Origin of the sequence: Streptomyces globisporus (genome assembly GCF_003501885.1) — a bacterium.
GTDB lineage: Bacteria > Actinomycetota > Actinomycetes > Streptomycetales > Streptomycetaceae > Streptomyces > Streptomyces globisporus_D.
Genome location: NZ_QWFA01000114.1, coordinates 1 through 20,658, shown reverse-complemented (window position 1 = coordinate 20,658; position 20,658 = coordinate 1). Strand labels below are relative to the sequence as shown.

At 71.4% G+C, this 20,658-nt stretch carries 15 protein-coding genes and 1 tRNA gene; 1 reads left to right on the top strand and 15 read right to left on the bottom strand.

What is annotated here, in order from left to right:
• Positions 1-835: 835 nt before the first annotated feature.
• A tRNA-Leu gene (locus D3105_RS21085) sits at positions 836-923 on the bottom strand.
• 164 nt (positions 924-1,087) lie between these two features.
• Here D3105_RS21085 and D3105_RS21080 point away from each other — a divergent pair.
• A complete protein-coding gene (locus D3105_RS21080) occupies positions 1,088-2,392 on the top strand; it encodes a DUF2254 domain-containing protein (RefSeq protein ID WP_118904657.1) in 1,305 nt (434 codons plus the stop codon).
• A gap of 65 nt (positions 2,393-2,457) precedes the next feature.
• On the opposite strand, the gene D3105_RS21075 is transcribed toward D3105_RS21080, so the two are convergent.
• From D3105_RS21075 to D3105_RS21010, 14 genes are all read right to left on the bottom strand, one after another.
• The gene (locus D3105_RS21075; RefSeq protein ID WP_118904656.1) at positions 2,458-3,534 is read right to left on the bottom strand and encodes a sugar phosphate isomerase/epimerase family protein; all 1,077 of its coding nucleotides are present in this window, start codon (positions 3,532-3,534) and stop codon (positions 2,458-2,460) included.
• A 67-nt stretch (positions 3,535-3,601) separates the two neighbouring features.
• Positions 3,602-5,020 carry a nucleotide pyrophosphatase/phosphodiesterase family protein gene (locus D3105_RS21070; RefSeq protein ID WP_118904655.1) on the bottom strand — a complete coding sequence of 473 codons (1,419 nt, stop codon included), beginning with the start codon at positions 5,018-5,020 and terminating at the stop codon, positions 3,602-3,604.
• Complete coding sequence (eboE, locus tag D3105_RS21065) at positions 5,017-6,192, bottom strand: metabolite traffic protein EboE (protein ID WP_118904654.1); 1,176 nt, start codon at positions 6,190-6,192, stop codon at positions 5,017-5,019. Before eboE ends, D3105_RS21070 begins: the two co-directional genes overlap by 4 nt.
• 7 nt (positions 6,193-6,199) lie before the next feature.
• Entirely contained in the window at positions 6,200-7,048 is an 849-nt protein-coding gene (locus D3105_RS21060) for a TatD family hydrolase (RefSeq protein ID WP_107414182.1), read from the bottom strand.
• Positions 7,048-7,698, bottom strand: a complete 651-nt coding sequence (locus tag D3105_RS21055) for an EboA domain-containing protein (protein WP_118904653.1) — start codon at positions 7,696-7,698, stop codon at positions 7,048-7,050. The genes D3105_RS21060 and D3105_RS21055 overlap by 1 nt, the downstream gene beginning before the upstream one ends.
• Positions 7,695-8,564 carry a sugar phosphate isomerase/epimerase family protein gene (locus D3105_RS21050; RefSeq protein WP_118904652.1) on the bottom strand — a complete coding sequence of 290 codons (870 nt, stop codon included), beginning with the start codon at positions 8,562-8,564 and terminating at the stop codon, positions 7,695-7,697. The genes D3105_RS21055 and D3105_RS21050 overlap by 4 nt, the downstream gene beginning before the upstream one ends.
• Positions 8,561-10,030, bottom strand: a complete 1,470-nt coding sequence (locus D3105_RS21045; RefSeq protein WP_425315749.1) for an SCO3242 family prenyltransferase — start codon at positions 10,028-10,030, stop codon at positions 8,561-8,563. Before D3105_RS21045 ends, D3105_RS21050 begins: the two co-directional genes overlap by 4 nt.
• Entirely contained in the window at positions 10,027-11,283 is a 1,257-nt protein-coding gene (locus D3105_RS21040; protein WP_206272830.1) for an inositol-3-phosphate synthase, read from the bottom strand. The genes D3105_RS21045 and D3105_RS21040 overlap by 4 nt, the downstream gene beginning before the upstream one ends.
• Before the next feature lie 92 nt (positions 11,284-11,375).
• Positions 11,376-15,095: a ThuA domain-containing protein gene (locus D3105_RS21035; protein WP_118904651.1), complete on the bottom strand. Its 3,720-nt coding sequence runs from the start codon at positions 15,093-15,095 to the stop codon at positions 11,376-11,378.
• A gap of 290 nt (positions 15,096-15,385) precedes the next feature.
• The gene (locus tag D3105_RS21030) at positions 15,386-16,390 is read right to left on the bottom strand and encodes a sugar phosphate isomerase/epimerase family protein (protein WP_118904650.1); all 1,005 of its coding nucleotides are present in this window, start codon (positions 16,388-16,390) and stop codon (positions 15,386-15,388) included.
• Between the two features lie 13 nt (positions 16,391-16,403).
• Entirely contained in the window at positions 16,404-17,639 is a 1,236-nt protein-coding gene (locus D3105_RS21025; RefSeq protein WP_118904649.1) for a Gfo/Idh/MocA family protein, read from the bottom strand.
• Positions 17,640-17,710: 71 nt separating this feature from the next.
• Positions 17,711-18,745 (bottom strand): substrate-binding domain-containing protein, encoded by a 1,035-nt coding sequence (locus D3105_RS21020; RefSeq protein WP_023608069.1) that lies wholly within the window; start codon positions 18,743-18,745, stop codon positions 17,711-17,713.
• Between the two features lie 93 nt (positions 18,746-18,838).
• Positions 18,839-19,891, bottom strand: a complete 1,053-nt coding sequence (locus D3105_RS21015; protein WP_010058278.1) for an ABC transporter permease — start codon at positions 19,889-19,891, stop codon at positions 18,839-18,841.
• Positions 19,888-20,658, bottom strand: a 771-nt coding sequence (locus tag D3105_RS21010; protein WP_133305699.1) for an ATP-binding cassette domain-containing protein, incomplete at its 5' end; no start/stop codon positions are given. The genes D3105_RS21015 and D3105_RS21010, both read right to left, overlap by 4 nt.

Sequence of the window (20,658 nt, the reverse complement as noted above, 5' to 3'; positions counted from 1 at the left end):
ACGTGCGAGAAAGCCAGGAACCGCTCGATCGCGACCGCAGTACCCGCGTTCGCGGCACTACCGCTCACGGTCCTCCGTGGCGGCAACCCGCGGCAACTTGCATGCGAGGCCCCGGTCCTTCATGCCCGGTCCCCGCGGCCTTCCCGCAAGCCCGCCCGGGCGCGATGTGGACCGTCAGCGCGGCAGCGGCGAGGTGGGAGGGCAACCGGGAGGTGTCACCGCCTCGGGCACCGTGTCGGCCAGGTTGCGGCAGAAGCACCCCCCCTGTTCACCCCTCTGTGGCAGGAAGCCTGGTCCGGACTGCGCAGTCAGAACGAGGGCGGCAACGGCAACCTCAAGAAGTCCGCGCTCGACAGCATCGACAATCCCCAGCTCCGCCTGCCGCACGGACGCGTCGCGCAGACCCTGCTCAATGCCGTCATCATCTTCGTGACGAACCTCAGGGCCATCCGACGGTTCCTCCGCGATCAGGGCATCCAGCCCCGCGAAGCCGGCACGCGGAGCGCCGCAACCCAACCCGGTGAGCCCTCCGACCCGCCCCTGGCGCGACCGCTTCCGACCGAGCAGGTCGAGCCTCCGCCACGCGAGTGACACACCTCCGCCGCGCTCCGCCCCCCTGAAAACCCCACATGCCTGCGCCACGGCTACCAGCCGTGGCGCAGGCATGTCCTGTTTCCGCAGGTGAGAGGCGCAGTACCTGGACCGCCACCGCCCCACCCCCTCACCGGGCCGATCACGAGGCTCAAGGCCCCAGAAACGACGAAATACCGGCGAGTCACATGACTCGACCGGTAATTCGTGAACGCTTCGGGACGATCTCGTGAACGTCCCTTGCTGGTGTCCGAGGGGGGACTTGAACCCCCACGCCCGATAAAGGGCACTAGCACCTCAAGCTAGCGCGTCTGCCATTCCGCCACCCGGACAAGGTGTCTGTCGTTCGCGGTGTGTTCCCCGCGGCGACATGGAAAACAATACCAGGGGTTCGGCGTGCCCTTCACCCGCATATCCGGTGGTCAGTGCGGTGCGGCGGGCAGGTGGGCGGTCGGCCTCCCCGGTCCGCGGAGGTCGCGGGGCTACCTTCGCGTTCATGAGTGATCGCGGCTACCGCCGGCCCCGCCCGCTGTCCCCTCTGCGCGAGCATCTGCGCGACACGTTCTGGTTCGCCCCGACCATGGGGTTCGTCTGCGTGTTCGTCCTGTGGTTCGTCGCCACCGAACTCGACGAGGCGATCGTCCGGCTGTTCCAGCAGGAGGAGGCCTACGACGAGCTGGGGGATCTCATCGGGTTCTCCCAGGACACGAAGGCCGTGGTGACCGCCGTCAGCTCGGCGATGATGACCTTCATCGGTGTCGTCTTCAGCATCTCGCTGGTCGCGGTGCAGATGGCCGGCGGTCAGCTCACCCCCCGCGTGGTGCGGATCTTCGTCAGGAGCCGGATCAGCAAGCTCACGATGACGGTGTTCCTGGCGACGTTCCTCGTGTCGCTGCTGGTGCTCTCCTCGTACGAGAGCGAGACGGACCCGCGCCGGGTGGTGTCGGTACCGCTGGTCCAGAGCCTGCTGATGCTGGTGCTCGTCGGGACGAGTCTGCTGCTCTTCGTCGTCTACGTGAGCTCGACGCTGCGGCTGATGCAGGTGGGGCCGGTCGTCGACCGGATCGCGCGGGACTCGTTCCGGGTTCTCGGCAGGATGCCGCGGGGGCCTCAGGGGGACGACGAGGTGGGGCCCGAGACGGCGCGCGTCGTGTATGAGGGGCGGGCCGGGGTGCTCCGGGACGTGAACACGGCGCGGCTGGTCCGGGCCGCGCGGCGGCATGGTGTGGTGTTGCGGGTCATCCCCCGGATCGGGGACTTCGTCGTGCCGGGGACGCCGATGCTCGCCGTTCACGGCGGGGCCGTGCCGCCCCGCCTCCGGCTGCGGTACGCCGTCTCCGTATCGGTGGAGCGCACGCTGCACCAGGACCTGGCGTTCGGGCTGCGTCAGCTCGTGGACATCGCGCTGCGGGCGCTCTCCACGTCCGTGAACGATCCGACCACCGCTGTGCAGTGCCTGGACCGGATCGTGCAGTTCCTCGCGGCCGTGGCGCATCTGCCGCTCGGCACCGTGTATCACCGGGACCGGGCCGGGCGGGTGCGGCTCGTGCAGGACGGTCCGGGCTGGGACGACCTGGTGGATCTCGCCTTCGAGGAGATCCGCTGGTGTGTCACCGGCAGCCCTCAGGTCACACGGCGGCTCATGGCCGGACTCGACGATCTGCTGGTGATCGTTCCCGAGGAACGGAGGACATCTCTGGCCAGACATCGTGAGCTGCTCGTCCAGACGATGGAGCGGGCGGTTCCGGTGGCCGCCGACCGCGCGTTCGCCCTCCTTCCGGACCGGCAGGGCATCGGGTAAGGGGAGAAACGTGCGCGGTGCGGCCCGGCCCGCTGGGATCTCTCCGGTGGGCCGGGCCTCGTGCGTCAGTCGCCGCAGCGGCCCTCGCGCAGCGAGTGCAAATGCTCGCTGGACTTGCGGGCGAAGGCGAGCGACTCGACCGGGTTGTCGTGCTCGGCCTGCCAGTGGTGGTAGCTCCGGCCGTGGTGGGTGCGCTGGGTGACCTTGGACAGGAACGCCTTGTAGTCGATGTCCCCGTCGCCCACGTCCGACATGCGGTAGCCGTCACGGGTCGTCTCGTCGCGGACCCCGTCCTTCACATGGAAGAGCGGGTAGCGGTTCGGGTGCTTCAGAACGTACTTCAGCGGGTCGAGCGGGGCCGCGGTGCCGTCCACGCGCTTGCTGAAGCGGAACTGGGCGCAGTACGCCCAGTAGATGTCCATCTCCAGGTAGACGAGGTCCGGGTCGGTCTCGGCGAGCAGGACGTCGTAGAGGCGGACGTTCGGCCTGTCGGTCGCGAAGGAGAACTCCTCCGCGTGGTTGTGCTGGTAGAACTTCATGCCCCGCTTGCGGGCGGCGGCGCCGTACTTGTTGAAGTCGTCGGCCGCGCGTTTCCAGCCGTCCACCGTGGAGCCGTAGCGGAACGGTCCCGAGGCCGTGCCGATGTGCTTGAGGCCGAGCGCCTGGGCGTCGTCGAGGACCTTCTCCAGGTTCTGGGCGAAGGTGTACGCACCGGGGTTGTTGTCGTCGTAGTAGCCGACGTGGCTGCCGATCGGGTTGAGGCCGTGGTCCCGGGCCAGCCGCTTGAGCCGGTCCAGGGTGATGGGGCCGGCCGAGCCCTGGGTGTAACCCGCGAGTTCGATCTCGTCGTAGCCGTACTTCTCCAGTTCGGCGAAGACCGGCGCGAAGCCCAGCGTGGAGATCTGGTCGCGGAGGCTGTAGAGCTGGATGCCGAGGCGGCCGGGGGGCAGGACGGGCTTGCCCTTGCCGTGGCCGTGCCCATGGCCGTGGTCGTGGCCGTTCCCGTGGCCCTGGCCCCGGCCGACTGCCTGGGCGCTCGCGGTGCCGATGATCGTGGCGGCGGTGGCTCCGGCGGCGACACCGAGGATGTTGCGGCGGCTCAGTCTGCGGGCGAGTTCGGTGTCCTTTGAGGTGCGGCTCATGTTCGGGTGTCTCCCTTGCTGACCTGACGGGATGAGTGGTGCGGTGCCGGGTGCGTAACGGGGCTTGTCAGTGCAGTCCGGCAAGCTGGAGGAGCAGGGACTTCACTTCGGTGGCCCTGACCCGGTCGGTGAACACGTGGGGGGTGGAGCAGAGGATGAGCGGACCTTCGTCGTCGCTCTCGGGGAGGCGGCCGTGGCTGCCGCGAATAGGTGAGGGGTCCAGCGGGACGACCGCCATGCGGTAGCGCATGCCGAGCTTCTTGCGGGCGACCGCCGAGACGGCCTTGACCCGGACGTAGGGGTCCTCTGGGTCCATGAAGAGCTCGACGGGGTCGTAGCCGGGCTTGCGGTGGATCTCGACGAGCTGGGCGAAGTCGGGGGCGCGCGCGTCGTCGAGCCAGTAGTAGTACGTGAACCACGCGTCCTTCTCCGCGACGGCGACCAGTTCGCCGGAGCGCGGGTGGTCCAGGTGGTGCTCCTTCTTGCCCTCGTCGTCGAGGAGCTGCTGGATGCCGGGCAGGTCCGCGAGGGCGGCCCGGGTCGCCTCCAGGTCCTCGGGGCGGCGTACGTAGATGTGGGCGAGCTGGTGGTCGGCGACGGCGAAGGCGCGGGAGGCCATCGGGTCCAGGTATTCCATGCCGTCCTGGGTGTGGACCTCCAGCAGGCCCACCCGGCGCAGGGCCCGGTTGATGTCGATCGGGCGGTCGACGCGAGTGATGCCGTATTCGGAGAGGGCGACGACCGTACGGCCTTCGGCGCGGGCGTCGGCCAGCAGCGGGGCGATGGCCCGGTCGAGGTCGGCGGCGGCCCGGTGGGAGCGGGGGTCGTCGGGGCCGAAGCGCTGGAGGTCGTAGTCCAGGTGCGGCAGATAGCAGAGGGCGAGGTCGGGGGTGCGGGTGGCGATGATGTGGCGGGTGGCGTCGATGATCCACTGGGAGGAGACGAGGTCGGCGCCGGGGCCCCAGAAGTGGAAGAGGGGGAACGTGCCGAGTTTGTCGGTCAGTTCGTCGTGGAGGGCGGGGGGCCGGGTGTAGCAGTCGGGTTCCTTGCGGCCGTCGGCGTAGTAGACGGGGCGCGGAGTGACGGTCCAGTCGGTGTCGGCGCCCATCGCGTACCACCAGCAGATGTTGGCGACCGTGTAGCCGGGGTGGGCGCGGCGGGCGGCGTCCCAGAGTTTGTCGCCCTCGACGAGCCCGTTGTGCTGGCGCCACAGCAGGACGTCGCCGAGCTCGCGGAAGTACCAGCCGTTGGCGACGATGCCGTGTTCGGCGGGCATCGCCCCGGTGAGGAACGTGGACTGGGCGGCGCAGGTGACGGCGGGCAGCACGGTGGACAGCGGGGCCTGCGCGCCCTGTTCCCCCAGGGCCCGGAGGTTCGGCATGTGGGCCAGCAGCTGCGGGGTGAGGCCGACGACGTCGAGAACGAGGAGGGGGGTGGGGCCGCCGGTCTCCTGTGCGGTTTCCGTGCCGGGTTCGGGCGCGCTCATGGCAGTTCCTTGAGGCCGAGGTCGACCAGGAGGTCGCGGGCGAGGGTGAGTTCGGCGGCGATGCCGTCGGCGAGCTGGGTGCGGGTGCGGGGCCGCAGCTCCGCGGGCAGCGCCTGCCAGGTGTACGTCTCGACCTCCAGGTGCCGGGTCAGGGGCGCGGGTCCGCCGACGAGCCGGGCGAGCGCGTCCCGGAGCACGGGGAGCGTCGAGGTCAGCGGGGGCGCCGGGGGTGCGTGCAGCGGTACGTGGAAGTGGGCGCGCCAGGGGGTGGAGTCCGGGAGCGCCCGGCCGGCGAGGGCCTCGTCGAGGTCGTCGGTGCCGCGCAGCCCGGCCGCCGTGCTGGTGCGGGTCTGGTGCAGGAAGCGGGGTTCGGCGAACGTGGCGAGCGCGGTGCGGACCTCGGGCAGGTGCGGGTCCTCGGCGTGCAGGGCGGCGGAGAGCTGGGACTTGACGATGCGGACACCGGCGGCGGCCAGGGCGTCGAGCGCGGTCGCGGGGTCCTCGAAGGAGGTGGCGAGGTGGCAGGTGTCGACGCAGATGCCGATGCGGTCGTGGCCGACGTCGGTGAGCGGGGCGATCGCGTCGGCGGTGGTCTCGACCGTGCAGCCAGGTTCCGGTTCGAGGCCGATGCGGATGGACTTGCCCGTCATCTCGGCCAGGGCGTCGAGGCGCTGGGCGAGGGTGGTGAGGGCGGAGCGCGCGGTGCGGGCCGCCTCGGGGTCGCCGTCGTAGGGGGTGCGCCAGGCGAGGGGCAGGGTGGAGATGGTGCCCTCGGTGGTGTCGTCGGGGAGCAGGGCGGCCAGGAGGCGGGCGAGGTCGGTGGTGTGGGCGAGGCGGTCGGGTTCGGTCCAGTCCGGCCGGTAAACCCGGTATTTGACCTCGTCGGCGCCGAACCCTTCGTACGGGAAGCCGTTGAGGGTGACCACTTCCAGGCCGCGGCTGTCGAGTTCGGAGCGCAGGGCGCGCAGTTCGGCGGGGTCGTTGATCAGGGTGCGGGCGGCGTCCCGGGCGAGCCAGAGGCCGATGCCGAGCCGGTCCCGGCCGAGCCGGCGGCGGACGGGTTCGCAGTGGTCGCGGAGCTGGGCGCGGACGCCGTCGAGGGTTTCGGCGGGGTGGACGTTGGTGCAGTAGGCGAGGTGGACGGTGGAGCCGTCCGGGTGGCGGAAGCGCATGGCCGCCTCACTCCCCGCCGCGCAGGATGGAGTTGCCCTCGTGGAGCGGGTCGGGGGTGAGCACGTCCAGCTGGAGGCGGCCGCTCTGGCCGTAGAAGGCGACCGGGTTGCGCCACAGGACCTGGTCCACGTCGTCCTCGGTGAAGCCGGCCTTCAGCATCGCGTCGGCGACCTTACGGGTCTTGAGGGGGTCGCTCTTCCCCCAGTCGGCGGCCGAGTTCACGAGGATCTTCTCGGTGCCGTGGTTCTGGAGGATGGTGACCATGCGGTCCTCGTCCATCTTGGTGTCCGGGTAGATGGAGAACCCGGCCCAGCAGCCGCTGTCAGTGGCGGCCTTTACGGTTGTCTCATTGAGGTGGTCGAGCAGGACGAACTCCGGGGGGAGGTTCGATTCACGGATGACGTCGATGGTGCGGTGGAGACCGGCGAGCTTGTCGCGGTGCGGGGTGTGGACGAGGGCGGGCAGGCCGTGGTCGGCGGCGAGCTGGAGCTGGGCGGCCAGCGCGTGGTCCTCGGCCGGGGTCATGGAGTCGTAGCCGATCTCGCCGACGGCGACGACGGAGTCCTTCACGAGATAGCGGGGCAGCGCGTCCAGGACGGGGGTGCAGCGGGGGTCGTTCGCCTCCTTGGGGTTGAGGGCGAGCGTGCAGTGGTGGGCTATGCCGTATTGGGAGGCGCGGAAGGGCTCCCAGCCGAGCAGTGCGTCGAAGTAGTCGAAGAAGCTGGCGGGCGAGGTGCGGGGCTGGCCGAGCCAGAAGGAGGGTTCGACGAGCGCGCGGACGCCCGCGTCGTACATCGCCCGGTAGTCGTCGGTGGTGCGGGAGGTCATGTGGATGTGGGGGTCGAAGATGCGCATCAGAACTCCTCCGTGGGGGCGGGGGCTGCGGTCGGGGCGGTGAGGGCGAGCACCGTGCGCAGGTCTTCGGGGACGGGGCGGCCCGCCGCGGTGCGTTCGGCGGCGAAGTCGTCCAGCATGCGGGCGAGTTCGGCGTCGCCGCGGGCGCGGTCGGCGAGCCGGGCCACGGCCGCGACGGGCACCTCGGTGAACAGGCACTTCAGCACGGCGTGCCGCCAGGCGTGCGGGTCGAGGTGGTCGGCGGCGTAGGGGCCGACGGCCGCGGCGACCAGCCGGGTGTCGTTGGCGCGCAGGGCGTCCTCGACGAGCGGGAGAGCGGTGTCGCCGAGGTCGAGGAGGTGCAGGGTGAGCAGGACGGCGCGACGTTCGGCGGCAGTGCCCTGTTCGTAGAGCCGGGTGACGGAGGACAGCGGGGCGCGGGCCTCGACGAGCAGGAGGGAGCGTACGGAGTCGGCGTGCTCCGGTCCGCAGTGCCGGCCCGCGGCGGCGTAGCGCAGTTCCCAGGGCGGGGAGGCGCAGGGGCTCACCTCCGCGCGGAGGGCGTCGGGGGCGGCTGCCGCGTCGTGGGCGGCCTCGGCCAGGGCCTCGTCCAGCCAGGCGCGGGCGGTGCCGCCGAGTTCGGCGTCCAGTTCCTTGCGGGCCGTCATCACGGGGCGGCTCCCTTCGTCGCGGTGCCGCGCGTCATCGCGTCGCGCAGGAAGTCGATGGAGGTGCGGGCCAGTTCGGGGCCGGCGTGGGAGTGGCGGGGCAGTTCGACGACGGTGAGGCCCCGGTAGTCCGAGGCAGCCAGCGCGGCGAGGACGGGCGGGAAGTCGATCTCCCCGTCGCCGAACGGCAGGTGCTCGTGGACTCCGCGCCGCATGTCCTCGATCTGGACGTGCCGGAGCCAGGGGGCGGAGTCCCTGATGCACTCCACCGGCGATGCGTCCTCCATGCACTGGCAGTGGCCGATGTCGAGGGTGAGGCCGAGCGGTCCCGGGTCGCCCAGGAGACCGCGCAGGTGGTGGAAGTCGGCGAGGGTGGCGAGGAGGTGACCGGGTTCGGGTTCGATCGCGAGGGGGATGCCGGAGCGGTCGGCGGCTTCGAGGACGGGGGTGAGCGCCTCGGTGAGCCGTTTCCACGCGGTGTCCGTCGAGGTGCCGGGCGGGGTGATGCCGCTGAAGCAGTGGACGGCGTGCGCGCCGAGTTCGGCGGCCACGTCCACGGCGCGGACCAGCAGGGCGGTGCGGGCGGCCCGGGCGTCGGGGTCCGGGTCGAGGAGGGAGGGGCCGTGCTTGCGGCGCGGGTCGAGGACATAGCGGGCGCCGGTCTCGACGGTGACCCGGAGCCCGAGGGCGGTGAGCCGGCGGCGGACCTGGCGGGTCCGCTCGGTGAGGTCCGGGGCCATGGGGTCCAGATGCATGTGATCGAGCGTCAGGCCGACGCCCTCGTAGCCGAGGTCGGCGAGCAGGCCGAGGGCGTCGTCGAGGCGGAGGTCGGTGAGCCCGTTGGTGCCGTATCCGAGGTGGAGGGTCATGTGAGGCTCACCTTCCGGGCGAGGCTGCGGGCGAGGGGGACGAGCCCCATGACGGCGAGAGCGGTGACGGGCGATTTGGCGCGGGCGGTAAGCGCGGCCTGGAGCGGGATCATGGCCCGGATGCCGCCGCCGACCGCCCGCTGGGTCAGGGGCGGCGACGGGTTCAGCGCGGCGTGCAGGAGGGGTGGTCCGGCGGTACGGAGGTAGGCGCCGGTGAGCACGAGGGTGAGGAGGCGGGTGGGGTCGGCGACGGCCCTGCCGAGCAGGCTTTCGGGGCGTGCCGCAGGGTCCGGGCCGACGGTGGGGCCGACCGCCCGGGCGAGGCGTGCCACCGGGCGTGGGTCGGTTCCGCGGGCGGCGGGGCTCGTCGCCGTCGTGGTGGGACCGCTGGGGCTCCGCCCCCGCCACTCCCCCGGCACCGCTGCCGCGAGTGCCGTCGTCGTGGCCAGGACCGCGAGCGGCGTCGCCGTGGAGCCGCCCTGCGTCTCGTGGCGCGACACTGCGGTGACGCCGTAGGTGTGCGCCCCGAGCACCAGGGCGGCGGGGAGGGCGGCCAGGCCGGGCAGGGCGGCCGGGGATGCCTTCGGCGTGCCCGGTGCCGGTATCGCTCGTGCGGTCGCCGACGCTCCGGCAACGTTGTCGCGTGCACGGCTTCCACCCGGCGCACGCCCAGCGGTGACCGTGGTCGTCGCTGTCGCGGTGGCCCCCAGCAGCAGGTCCAGCGAGCGGGCCGCCGCCATGGCCGCCGGGCCCGCCTTCGTGTGCTTCAGGCGCAGGTCGTAGGCCCAGACCGTGGCTGCCAGGCCCGTGGCGACCGTCAGTGCGGGGCGGCCCGCCCGGGCCGCCAGGGCGAGGCCCGCGGCGGTCAGCACCCCGGCCGCGCCCAGGGCGGCTGCCGGGCTGATGCGGCCCGAGGGGATCGGGCGGTGCGGGCGGTCGACGGCGTCCTCTTCACGGTCGGCCCAGTCGTTGAGGGCCATCCCGGCCTCGTACAGACAGAGCGACGCGCCGATCGCCAGTGCGGTGCCCCGGCCGGGCCGGCGGCCCACCGCGGCGGCGCCCGCCAGGGCGTCCCCGGGCACGGAGAACAGGGCGGAGACGCGCAGCAGTTCGGCCCAGGCCCGCAGGCGCTCCCGGGGCGTGCCCCGGTCGGTGGCAGAGCCAGCGGTCGGGTCGGCACCTGAGCCGACACCCGCCCCGGTATCCGAGCCGGCGCCCGGCCCGGAGGCCGCACCCGCGCGGTCCGCGCCCTCGGCGTCGGCGCCCTGTTCCCCGTTCCGGCCCGTGGGGGGCGGTCCGGGCCTGTCCGGTGCGGGCGCAGTCCCACCCGCGCCGGACAGGCTGTCATGGGTCACGGCGTCCTTCCTCACGCCGTGAGCAAAACCGTTCCGCCGCCCGGGCCCTGCCGCGAGGGCCGCCAGGGCCGCGACCAGCGCGGCCGGAAGGGCTCGTGCCGGCCGCCTCACGCCTGGTCCCGCAGCCGCTCGGCGAAGGTGAGCAGGGTGGCGTACTGCTCGGCGAGTGCCGCCGACGTACCGCCGTCCGGGTCCTTGAAGTAGAAGCCCAGCTCCGGCAGGGGCCCGCTGATCCCGGCCTCGTGGGCGCGGGCGAGCAGCCGGGCCAGGTCCAGGACCAGCGGGGCGGCGAGGGCCGAGTCGCAGCCCTGCCAGATGGTCTGGAGGATCATGCGGGAGCCGAGGAAGCCGTCGAAGGCGATGTGGTCCCAGGCGGTCTTCCAGTCGCCCATGGCGGGCACGTCGTCGATGTGCACCTCGCCCTCGGGGGCGGTGCCGAAGGTGTCGGCGAGGACGCGTTCCTTGCCCGCGTTCTTCGCGGCGGCGGCCGCCGGATCGGCCAGCGCCGCTCCGTCCCCGCCGCCCAGGAGGTTCGACCCGGACCACGCCCGTACGGCGAGGGCGCGCTGGAGGAACATCGGCGCGAGCACGGAGCGGAGCAGCGTCTGGCCGGTCTTGCCGTCGCGTCCGGCGTGGGGAAGTCCGCTGGAGGCGACGGTGTCGGTGAGCGCGGGGGTGCGCAGCCCGGTGGACGGGGTGAAGTTGGCGTAGGAGCAGCCGGCGCGCAGGGCGGCGGCCGCGTAGAGGGAGCTGGCGGGCAGCCGGGTGTCGCCGGGTCCGGGGGCGGGTTCGGTGGAGGCGACGTTGATCACGACGGTGCGGGCCAGGTCGTGGCGGTGGGCGAAATCGGTGAGGTCGGCGGCGAACACGGCGATGAGTTCCTGGTCGGTGCGGATGTCACCCGGGAGGGGGCCGCCGGGGCGGATCTCGGCGTCGGCGGCGTCGAGTTCGGCCCGTACGGCGGAGGGGAGCCCGTGCGGGAGGACGCCGCCGTCGGCGAGCGCCTCGGCCCGCTTCGCCAGCGGGCAGTCGAGGGTGTCGTGGCCACCGAAGACCAGGTCGGCCAGGGCGGGCAGCCCGCTGTCGGCGAAGGGGGGCGTCTCGGTGACCATGCCGGTCGGCGGGTGGAGGCCCGCGGCGATGGCGGCGCAGCCCACGGTGACGGTGGTCGCCACGGAGCCGCGTGCTCCGATGAACCAGACGCCGGTGCGGCCCGCGACCTGCGCACGGTCCGCGGCGCCGGCCAGGCCCATGGCCTCCGGACGGCCCTCGGTCCCCGCGAGACCGGGGGCCTCGGAGGTGAGCGGCGCGCCGGTGCGGCCTGGGGCGTCGGTTCGGCCTTCACGATCGGCGTGTGCGGTCACGGGCTGCCTCCTGGGGGATGGGTCGGGGTGGAGGACGACGGGCGGGGGAAGGTGCGTGCTTCCCCCGCCCGTCGTCGGCAGAGGCGGCTGCCCTACTTCGAGGGCAGCTCCTTCAGTTGGATGTTGCGGAAGGACACCTGGTCGTCGGCTCCGTGGTTCTGGAGGCCGATGTAGCCGTCCTTCAGACTGCGGGCGGGGTCGGTGTTGGTGAAGTCGTTGATCTTCGCTCCGTTGAGGAAGATCTGCAGACGTTCACCCTGGACCCTGATCTCGTAGCTGTTCCACTGTCCCGGGGGCCGCAGGACGCGGTCACGGGCCTTGGTGTTGGCGGACTTGAAGGTGTAGACGGCACCGGTGGTGCGGTCGGCGGCGTCGGTGGCGTCGATCTGGATCTCGTACCCGTTGTTGACCGCCGACCAGGGGTCGTCGGACTCCGGGAAGCCCACGAAGATGCCGGAGTTGTCGTCGCCGGCCATCTTCCAGTCGAGCTTGAGCGAGTACGACGTCAGCTCCTTGGCCTGGTAGGTGAGGAGGCCCATGCCGCCCTCGGAGTGCAGGGCGCCGTCACTGATGGAGAACTTCCCCGGGCCCGCCTGCTTCCACCCCTCCAGCGTCTTGCCGTTGAAGATCGGCCGGTAGTCGGTGTCCGGCTTGCAGTCGGCCTTGACCTGGCCGGTGGCGTAGCGCAGGCCGCCCAGGACGTGACTGCGGAAGGCCGGTTCGGCGTAGGACTCCTTGGTGTGGCCGAGTCCGGTGTAGAAGGAGCGGCCGCCCTGGTAGGCCTGGCACCAGGAGATCGGGTGGTCGCCCTTCATGTTGCCGCCGGTGTAGGTGGTCTCGTCGAGCGTGGCGAGAACCTTGGCCTTGTCCCGGGGGTTGGTGCGGTAGTTGTACCACTCGTCGGTGCGCTCCCACTCCTCGTCCAGGTGCGCGGTGGCGGGGTGGTCGTGGTCCTCGACGCGGACGGTGGCGGGCTGGATCTGCGGGTGCGAGTCGAAGTAGGCGCCGACGAGGCCGCCGTAGAACTCCCAGTCGTACTCGGTGTCGGCGGCCGCGTGGATGCCGACGTAACCGCCGCCGGTGGCCACGTAGTTCTCGAACGCCTTCTGCTGCTCGGCGCCCAGCACGTCGCCGGTGGTGGAGAGGAACGCGACGGCGTCGTAGCGGGCCAGGTTGCTGGTGGTGAACTGGGCGGCGGACTCGGTGGAGTCGACCGTGATGTTGGTGTCCTTGCCGATCTCCTTCAGGGCCTCGATGCCCGCGGGGATCGAGTCGTGGCGGAAGCCGGCGGTCTTGGAGAAGACCAGGACACGCTTGGCGGTCTTGTCGACCGGGGTGTTGGAGAGTTCGAAGTCGTCGACGTCGTAGAGCGCTCCGTCGCCGCCCTTGAAGACGAGGAAGAGTTCGGTCTGCTTCTTGGGCGCGCCGCGCAGCGGGATGTCGACGTCCTGGAAGGTGTCCCAGCTGCCGGTCACCGGGACGGGGCCGGAGCCGAGGATCTTGCCGGTGGGCGAGCCCGCGCGGACTTCGAGGAAGCCGCCGGAGCCGGCCGAGGAGATCCGGGCGGTGAGCTTGGTGGTGTTGCCGAGGACGTAGGTCTTGAAGGAGATCCAGTCGTCGTTGTGGATGTCGCCGACGGTCTTTCCGCCGTGCGCGCTGGACTTGCTCGGCGTGGTGACGCCGGAGGAGTCGTCGAAGTGCTCGGCCTGGCGGTGCTTGGGCTGGAGCCGGGAGGCGTCCTTGCCGGTCAGCTTGGCCTGTCCGCCACCGCCGTTGTCGGTGTACGAGGCCGAAATGCCGCCGTAGATGTTGGCGTTGGGGTCGTGGCCGCCTTCCATGGCGGTCTTGATGGTGCCTTCGCAGCCGTGCTCGGTGGTGATGTCGTGACCGTGGCTGTCGTGGCCCAGGGTGAACTTGACCTCGACCTTGGTGCAGTCGATGGTCCCGTCCTCCGGGTCACTGACGTTCACCTTGAACGGCACGGAGTCGCCGAATTCGAAGAGCTGCCCGTCCTCGGGGAGCACCAGCTCCACGGTCGGGGCGGTGTTGCCCACGGTGACGTGGACGCTGGCGGAGCCGGTGCGGCCCGTCGGGTCCTCGGCGGTCAGAGTCGCGACGTAAGTGCCGTTCTTCTTGTACGTGTACGTCGGGTTGGCGGCGGTGGAGGTGCCGCCGTCACCGAAGTCCCAGGAGTAGGTGAGCGGGTCGCCGTCGCCGTCCGCCGTGCCCGCCGAGGAGAACTTCACCTTCAGCGGCGCGGTGCCCGAGGTCTTGTTCGCCGAGGCTTCGGCGATGGGCGAGCGGCCTCCGGTCGCGTTCTCGATGCGGTAGAGCGCGGAGTTCTCGTCGCCGCCGAACCAGGCGAGGCCGTAGTCGAGGACGTACAGCGCCCCGTCCGGGCCGAAGGCCATGTCCATGATCTGGGTGCCGGACCACGGCACGTCGTTGATGGACTGGACGGCGCCGTCGGCGTCCTGCTCGATGCGCTTGATCCACTGGCGGCCGAACTCACCGGCGAAGAAGTCGCCGTCGTAGGCCTCGGGGAACTTGACCGGGGAGTCGAGGTCCGCGTCGTAGCGGTAGACGGGTCCGCCCATCGGGGACTCGGAACCGGAGCCGAACTCGGGCACCGAGCCGCCGTCGTACGGGATCCACGCGGCCTCGGCCGGCGGAAGGTCGACGAGTCCGGTGTTGTGCGGCGACTCGTTCTTCGGGGCGGCGCAGTCGAAGGCGGCGCCGGAGGTCTTGGTGGCGAAGTCGTAGTCGATGTACGGCTCGTTGTCGCCGACGCAGAAGGGCCAGCCGAAGTTGGCGGCCTTCGTCACGCGGGCGAACTCGACCTTCCCGGCCGGTCCGCGCCCCGGGTCGGCAGCGCCCGCGTCGGGGCCGTAGTCACCGACGTACACGGTGCCGGTGGCCTGGTCGACGGAGAAGCGGAAGGGGTTGCGGAAGCCCATCGCGTAGATCTCGGGGCGGGTCTTGTCCGTGCCCGGCTCGAAGAGGTTGCCGTCGGGGACGGTGTACGAGCCGTCGTCGGCGACCTTGATGCGCAGGATCTTGCCGCGCAGGTCGTTGGTGTTGCCCGAGGTGCGGCGGGCGTCGAACGCCGGGTTGCGGTCTGGGCGTTCGTCGATCGGGGTGAAGCCGTCGGAGGCGAAGGGGTTGGTGTCGTCGCCGGTCGAGAGGTAGAGGTTGCCGTCCTTGTCGAAGTCGATGTCACCGCCGACGTGGCAGCAGATGCCGCGCGAGGTGGGGACGTCCAGGACCTTCTTCTCGCTGGCGGTGTCGAGGGTGCCGTCCTCGTTGAGGACGAAGCGGGAGAGCCGGTTGACACCGTCGAACTTCGCGAAGTCGGCGGCGGTTCCGGTTTCCGGGGCGTCGCCCGCCGGGGTGTCCATCGGGGGTGCGTAGAAGAGGTAGATCGCCCGGTTCTCGGCGAAGTTCGGGTCGACGCCGACGCCTTGGAGGCCTTCCTCGTCGTGCGTGTACACGGGGAGGGTGCCGGAGATCCTGGTGTTGCCGGCGCTGTCGGTGATCCGCAGCTCGCCGCCGCGCGAGGTGTGCAGCACGCTGCGGTCGGGGAGCACGGCGAGCGACATGGGCTCGCCGGTCTCCTCGGCGCCCTTGGCGAGGGTGACCTGCTGGAAGTCCTCCGCCGCCGGCTCCTCGTGCCCGGGGTGGCCCGGGTGGGCGGTGGCGCCGGGGGCGGAGCCGAGGGTCAGAGTGGCGGCGGCGAGCAGGCCGCCGGTGAACAGCGCGAGGGTTTTACGGACGGGGGTCCGGGCCAGGAGCCGCTTTCTGGTTCTGTGCACGTAGGTCCTCCGGAGAGTGCCGGTTGTACGGGCGGGTGTAGCCGTGCCGTGCCGCGCGGGGACTGCCGCGCGTGTGTCACCGGAGACGGGAGCGACCCCGGTGACGCGAGTCATGTCGTGTACACGTGGTGGACGGTAGACCTGTTCGTCCGCGACGGAAAGCCCTTGTGCAACAGGTAAGTCGAACTTCTGCTTCCGGCAGGACAAAGGGGTTTCCGGGCAGGGCGAGGCAGCCCCGGGGGGAAGGGGGTGGTGCCGTGCGACACGCCCCCGGGGCTTGATCGTTCTCGCTACTCGCCGCCGCCGAAGGCCGCGTCGAAGGAGGCCGACGGCGGGTCGAAGTCGAACCGCTTGAGTCCGGCAAGCGCTTCCGGGGCGCCGGTCAGCCGGTCCATCCCGGCGTCCTCCCACTCGACCGAGACCGGTCCTTCGTAGCCGATGAACCGGAGCATCCGGAAGACGTCCTCCCAGGGGACGTCGCCGTGGCCGGCGGAGACGAAGTCCCAGCCGCGCCGGGGGTCGCCCCACGGCAGATGCGAGCCGAGGCGGCCGTTGCGGCCGTCGAGGCGCTTGCGGGCCTCTTTGCAGTCCACGTGGTAGATCCGGTCCCGGAAGTCGTAGAGGAAGCCGACCGGGTCCAGGTCCTGCCAGACGAAGTGGCTCGGGTCGAAGTTCAGCCCGAACGCGGGCCGGTGGTCCACCGCTTCGAGTGCGCGCTTGGTGGTCCAGTAGTCGTACGCGATCTCGCTCGGGTGCACCTCGTGGGCGAAGCGCACCCCCTCGGCGTCGAAGACGTCCAGGATCGGGTTCCAGCGCTCGGCGAAGTCCTCGTAGCCCCGCTCGATCATGTGCGGCGGGACGGGCGGGAACATCGCGACGAGGTGCCAGATCGAGGAGCCGGTGAACCCGATGACCGTGTCCACGCCGAAGGCGGCGGCGGCCCGCGCGGTGTCGGCGATCTCGGCGGCGGCCCGCTGCCGTACGCCTTCGGGCTCGCCGTCGCCCCAGATGCGGGCGGGCAGAATGCCCTGGTGGCGTTCGTCGATCGGGTGGTCGCAGACGGCCTGCCCGACGAGGTGGTTGGAGATCGCGAAGCACTTCAGCCCGTACTTGTCGAGCAGTTGGTGCCGGGTGTCCAGGTAGCCGGGGTCGGCCAGCGCTTTGTCGACCTCGAAGTGGTCTCCCCAGCAGGCGAGTTCGAGCCCGTCGTAGCCGAAGTCCCGGGCGTGCTTGCAGACCTCCTCCAGCGGGAGGTCTGCCCACTGGCCGGTGAAGAGCGTGAAGGGGCGGGGCATGGGCGGCAGCCTCCTAGGACGAGGACGGGACCGGGGTGTGGACGGAGTTCTTGGCGGCGCTCTCCTCGACGGCGGCGAGCACCCGCTGCACCTGGAGGCCGTCCGCGAACGACGGTACGGGCGGGGCCCCTTCGGCGATCGTGCGGACCACGTCGCGGGCCTGGTGGACGAAGGTGTGCTCGTAGCCGAGACCGTGACCCGGCGGCCACCAGGCCTCCAGGTAGGGGTGCTCGGGTTCGGTGACGAGGATGCGGCGGAAGCCCGCGGTGGCGGCGGGTTCGGTGTGGTCGTGGAAGGACAGCTCGTTGAGCCGCTCCAGGTCGAAGGCGAGCGAGCCCAGCTCCCCGTTGATCTCCAGGCGCAGGGCGTTCTTGCGCCCGGCAGCCATCCGGGTCGCCTCGAAGGAGGCGAGAGCGCCGGAGGCGAGGCGGCCGGTGAAGATCGCCGCGTCGTCGACGGTGACCTCGCCCCGCTCCACCGTGTCGGCGCTGCCGGAGAGCCCGGCCGACGCCCCGGCGAGCAGGGGGCGTTCGCGTACGAAGGTCTCGCTGACGGCGGAGACTCCGGTGAGCAGCTCGCCCGTGAGGTACTGGGCGAGGTCGACGATGTGCGCCCCGAGGTCGCCGAGCGCGCCGGATCCGGCGTGCTCGCGCTTGAGCCGCCAGGTGAGCGGGGAGGCCGGGTCGACCAGCCAGTCCTGGAGGTAGGTGGCCCGCACATGGCGCAGGGGTCCGAGCCGGCCCTCGGCGATGAGCTGCCGGGCGTAGGAGATCGCCGGCACCTTGCGGTAGTTGAAGCCCACCATCGCCACCTGGCCGCGGGCGGCGGCGGCCTCGGCGGCGCGGACCATGGCCTCGGCCTCGGCGACGTTGTTGGCGAGCGGCTTCTCGCACAGGACGTGCTTGCCGGCCTCCAGCGCGGCGATGGCGATCTCCGCGTGGCTGTCGCCGGGCGTGCAGATGTCGATCAGCTGGACGTCGTCCCGGGCGATCAGGGCCCGCCAGTCGGTCTCCGCCGCCGCCCAGCCGTGCCGGGCAGCGGCGGCGTCGACCGCCGCACGGTCGCGTCCGCAGATCGCGGCGAGAGCGGGCCGCAGCGGCAGGTCGAAGACGTGTCCGGCGGTGCGCCACCCCTGGGAGTGGGCGGCGCCCATGAACGCGTATCCGACCATGCCGACCCCGAGCGTTCCCGGCGCCTGTCGCGGCGGCGGTGCTGGGGCTTGCGTTTCCGTCTCTTGACTACGGGCCATGCGGACTTCCTCCTCATCGGTGTGCGGTAACGGGCCGGGGGACGCGCTCGCCGCCTCCCCCGGAGTCCCGGTCAGTTGAAGCCCGTCGGCAGGTACTGGTCGATGTTGTCCTTCGTCACGACCGCGGAGTACAGGGTCAGGGAGGTCGGGATCTCCATCTCGGAGAGCCCGCTGATGCCCTTGGACTGGCCGAGCGCCCGGGCCAGGTCGATGGCGGACGCGGCCATCGTCGGCGGGTAGAGGACGGTCGCCTTGATGACCGAGTTGTCGGCCTTGATGGCGTCCATCGCGGACTTGGCGCCGGCGCCGCCGACCATGATGAACTCGTCGCGGCCCGCCTGCTTGATGGCGCGGAGCGCTCCGACGCCCTGGTCGTCGTCGTGGTTCCACAGGGCGTCGAACTGCTTCTGTGCCTGCAGGAGTTGGGCCATCTTGGCCTGGCCGGACTCTACGGTGAAGTCGGCTGCCTGGCGGGCCACCAGCTTGATGTTGGAGTAGTTCTTGAGGGCGTCGGCGAAGCCCTGGCTGCGCTGCTTGGTCAGCTCCAGGTTGTCGATACCGGCGAGCTCGACGACCTTGGCGTTCGGCTTGTCCTTGAGCTGTTCTCCGATGTAGTGCCCGGCGTTGAGACCCATGCCGTAGTTGTCGCCGCCGACCCAGCAGCGGTACGCCTGCGGGGAGGCGAAGATGCGGTCCAGGTTGACGACGGGGATGCCCGCCTTCATCGCTTCCAGGCCGACCTGGGTGAGCGCCTTGCCGTCGGCGGGGAGGATGACGAGGACGTCGACCTTCTTGTTGATGAGGGTCTTGACCTGGCCGATCTGGGCGGCGGTGTCGTTGGAGCCCTCGGTGATCTCCAGGGTGACGTCGGAGTACGTCTCCGCCCGGGACTTGGCGTTCACGTTGATCGCGTTCAGCCAGCCGTGGTCGGCCTGCGGTCCGGCGAAGCCGATGGTGACGGCCTTGCCGGGCTTGTCGTCGGCGGGGGCGCTGTTGCCGGCGGGCTCGGTCTTCTTGGGCTCGTTGCTGGTACAGGCGGTGAGGAGCGCGCCCGCGGAGACGGCGGCGGTTCCGAACAGCAGCCCTCTGCGGCTGGTTTCTGGCATGACGGTCTGACCCTTCATCCGGTGGGTGCGTACGAGGTGCGGGTGCGGGGGGTTCGTATCGGTGCCGGGGGCGTCCGGTCGGTCGGGGGTCGCTCAGGTCTCCCGGCCGCGCATGGTGCGGCCCTGGACGAGGACGGCGGCGACGATGATGGCGCCCTTGGCGATCTGCTGGACGTCGCTCTGGAGGTTGTTGAGCGCGAAGATGTTGGTGATCGTGGTGAAGATCAGGACGCCGAGGACGGAGCCGACGATGGTGCCCCGGCCTCCGCTGAGGAGGGTTCCGCCGATGATCGCGGCGGCGATGGCGTCGAGCTCGTACAGGTTGCCGTTGGTGTTCTGGCCGGAGCCGGCCAGCACGATCAGCATGAAGGCGGCGATGCCGCAGCAGAGCCCGGACAGCAGGTAGAGGTACAGGCGCTGGCGGCGGACGTCGATCCCGGCGAGCCGGGCGGCCTCCGCGTTGCCGCCGACGGCGACGGTGCGGCGGCCGAAGGTGGTCCGGTTGAGGATCAGCCAGCCGACGATGACGACCACGGCGAACATGATGACCAGCGGCGGGATCCCGAGAATGTAGGAGTCGGGCAGGCCGAGGTCGAGGACCGAGTCGACGGTGACGATCTGGGTCTTGCCGTCGGTGATCTGGAGGGCGAGTCCGCGGGCCGACGCGAGCATGGCCAGCGTCGCGATGAACGGGACCATGTTGCCGTACGCGATCAGGACGCCGTTGACGAGTCCCGCGGCGAGGCCGACGATCACCGCGGTGAACGCGATGCCCGCGAAGCCGTACTCCTGGGTGGCCAGGGTCGTCGCCCACACCGAGGCGAGGGCGACCATCGCCCCGACGGAGAGATCGATGCCGCCGCTGATGATGACGAAGGTCATGCCGACGGTGACGACGCCGATGACGGACGCCTGGGTCAGGATCAGCTGGAGGTTCCCGGTGTCCAGGAAGGCGTCCGGTTCGGTGATGCCGCCGACCAGGACCAGCGCGGCGAGGACGCCGAGCAGGGACAGGATCCGGACGTCGAGCCGCAGACCGAGGGCCGGCATGCCCCCGCCCGACTTCGAGGGCGGCGTGTCGGAGGGGGCCGCGACGGCCCCCTTGTCCGGCCCGTTGTGCTGCGCCGACGGGGCGGGCTGTGTCATGGCGTCGGACTCCCTTCCATCACGAGGTCGAGTACGCGGTGCTCGTCGAGCTCCTGGGCGGGGGCCGTGTGGACCACTTCGCCCTCGCGGAGGACCAGCACCCGGTCGGCGAGGCCCAGGACTTCGGGCACTTCACTGGAGACGAGCAGGACGGCGAGGCCTTCGTCGGCCAGCCGGCGGATCACGGCGTAGAGCTCGGCGCGGGCGCCGACGTCGACGCCACGGGTGGGTTCGTCCAGCAGCAGGACCCGGCAGCCGCGCAGCAGCCAGCGGGCGAGGACGGCTTTCTGCTGGTTGCCGCCGGAGAGGGTGCGGACGGCGGCGTCCGGGTTGTCGGGCCGCATCTGCAGTTCGCGGGTGGCGCTCCGTGCGGCCTTCCGCTCCCCGCCCCGGTCGATCCAGCCGATCCGGGCGAAACGGGAGAGGGAGGAGACGGAGACGTTACGGGTGACCGATTCGGTCATCAGCAGGGCCTGCGCCTTGCGTTCCTCGGGGGCGAGGCCGATCCCGGCGGCGACGGCGGCGCGGACGCTGCCGGGGGGGAGCTGCTTGCCCGCGACGGTGACGGTTCCGGTGCTCGCCTTGCGGGCCCCGTAGATCGTCTCCAGGATCTCGGAGCGGCCCGAGCCGACGAGTCCGGCGAGGCCGACGATCTCGCCGGGCCGCAGTTCGAGGTCGACGGGGGCGAACTCGCCCTTGCGGGACAGGCCTTGAACCCGGAGCACCGGTTCGCCGGTGGTGGCGGGGGGCTCCTCGGGGCGGGGCGG

Coding starts and splice junctions, on each gene's coding strand:
- D3105_RS21080 (WP_118904657.1), top strand. CDS start 1,088: ATGAGTGATCGCGGCTACCGCCGGCCCCGCCCGCTGTCCCCTCTGCGC.
- D3105_RS21075 (WP_118904656.1), bottom strand. CDS start 3,534: ATGAGCCGCACCTCAAAGGACACCGAACTCGCCCGCAGACTGAGCCGC.
- D3105_RS21070 (WP_118904655.1), bottom strand. CDS start 5,020: ATGAGCGCGCCCGAACCCGGCACGGAAACCGCACAGGAGACCGGCGGC.
- eboE (WP_118904654.1), bottom strand. CDS start 6,192: ATGCGCTTCCGCCACCCGGACGGCTCCACCGTCCACCTCGCCTACTGC.
- D3105_RS21060 (WP_107414182.1), bottom strand. CDS start 7,048: ATGCGCATCTTCGACCCCCACATCCACATGACCTCCCGCACCACCGAC.
- D3105_RS21050 (WP_118904652.1), bottom strand. CDS start 8,564: ATGACCCTCCACCTCGGATACGGCACCAACGGGCTCACCGACCTCCGC.
- D3105_RS21030 (WP_118904650.1), bottom strand. CDS start 16,390: ATGCCCCGCCCCTTCACGCTCTTCACCGGCCAGTGGGCAGACCTCCCG.
- D3105_RS21025 (WP_118904649.1), bottom strand. CDS start 17,639: ATGGCCCGTAGTCAAGAGACGGAAACGCAAGCCCCAGCACCGCCGCCG.
- D3105_RS21020 (WP_023608069.1), bottom strand. CDS start 18,745: ATGCCAGAAACCAGCCGCAGAGGGCTGCTGTTCGGAACCGCCGCCGTC.
- D3105_RS21015 (WP_010058278.1), bottom strand. CDS start 19,891: ATGACACAGCCCGCCCCGTCGGCGCAGCACAACGGGCCGGACAAGGGG.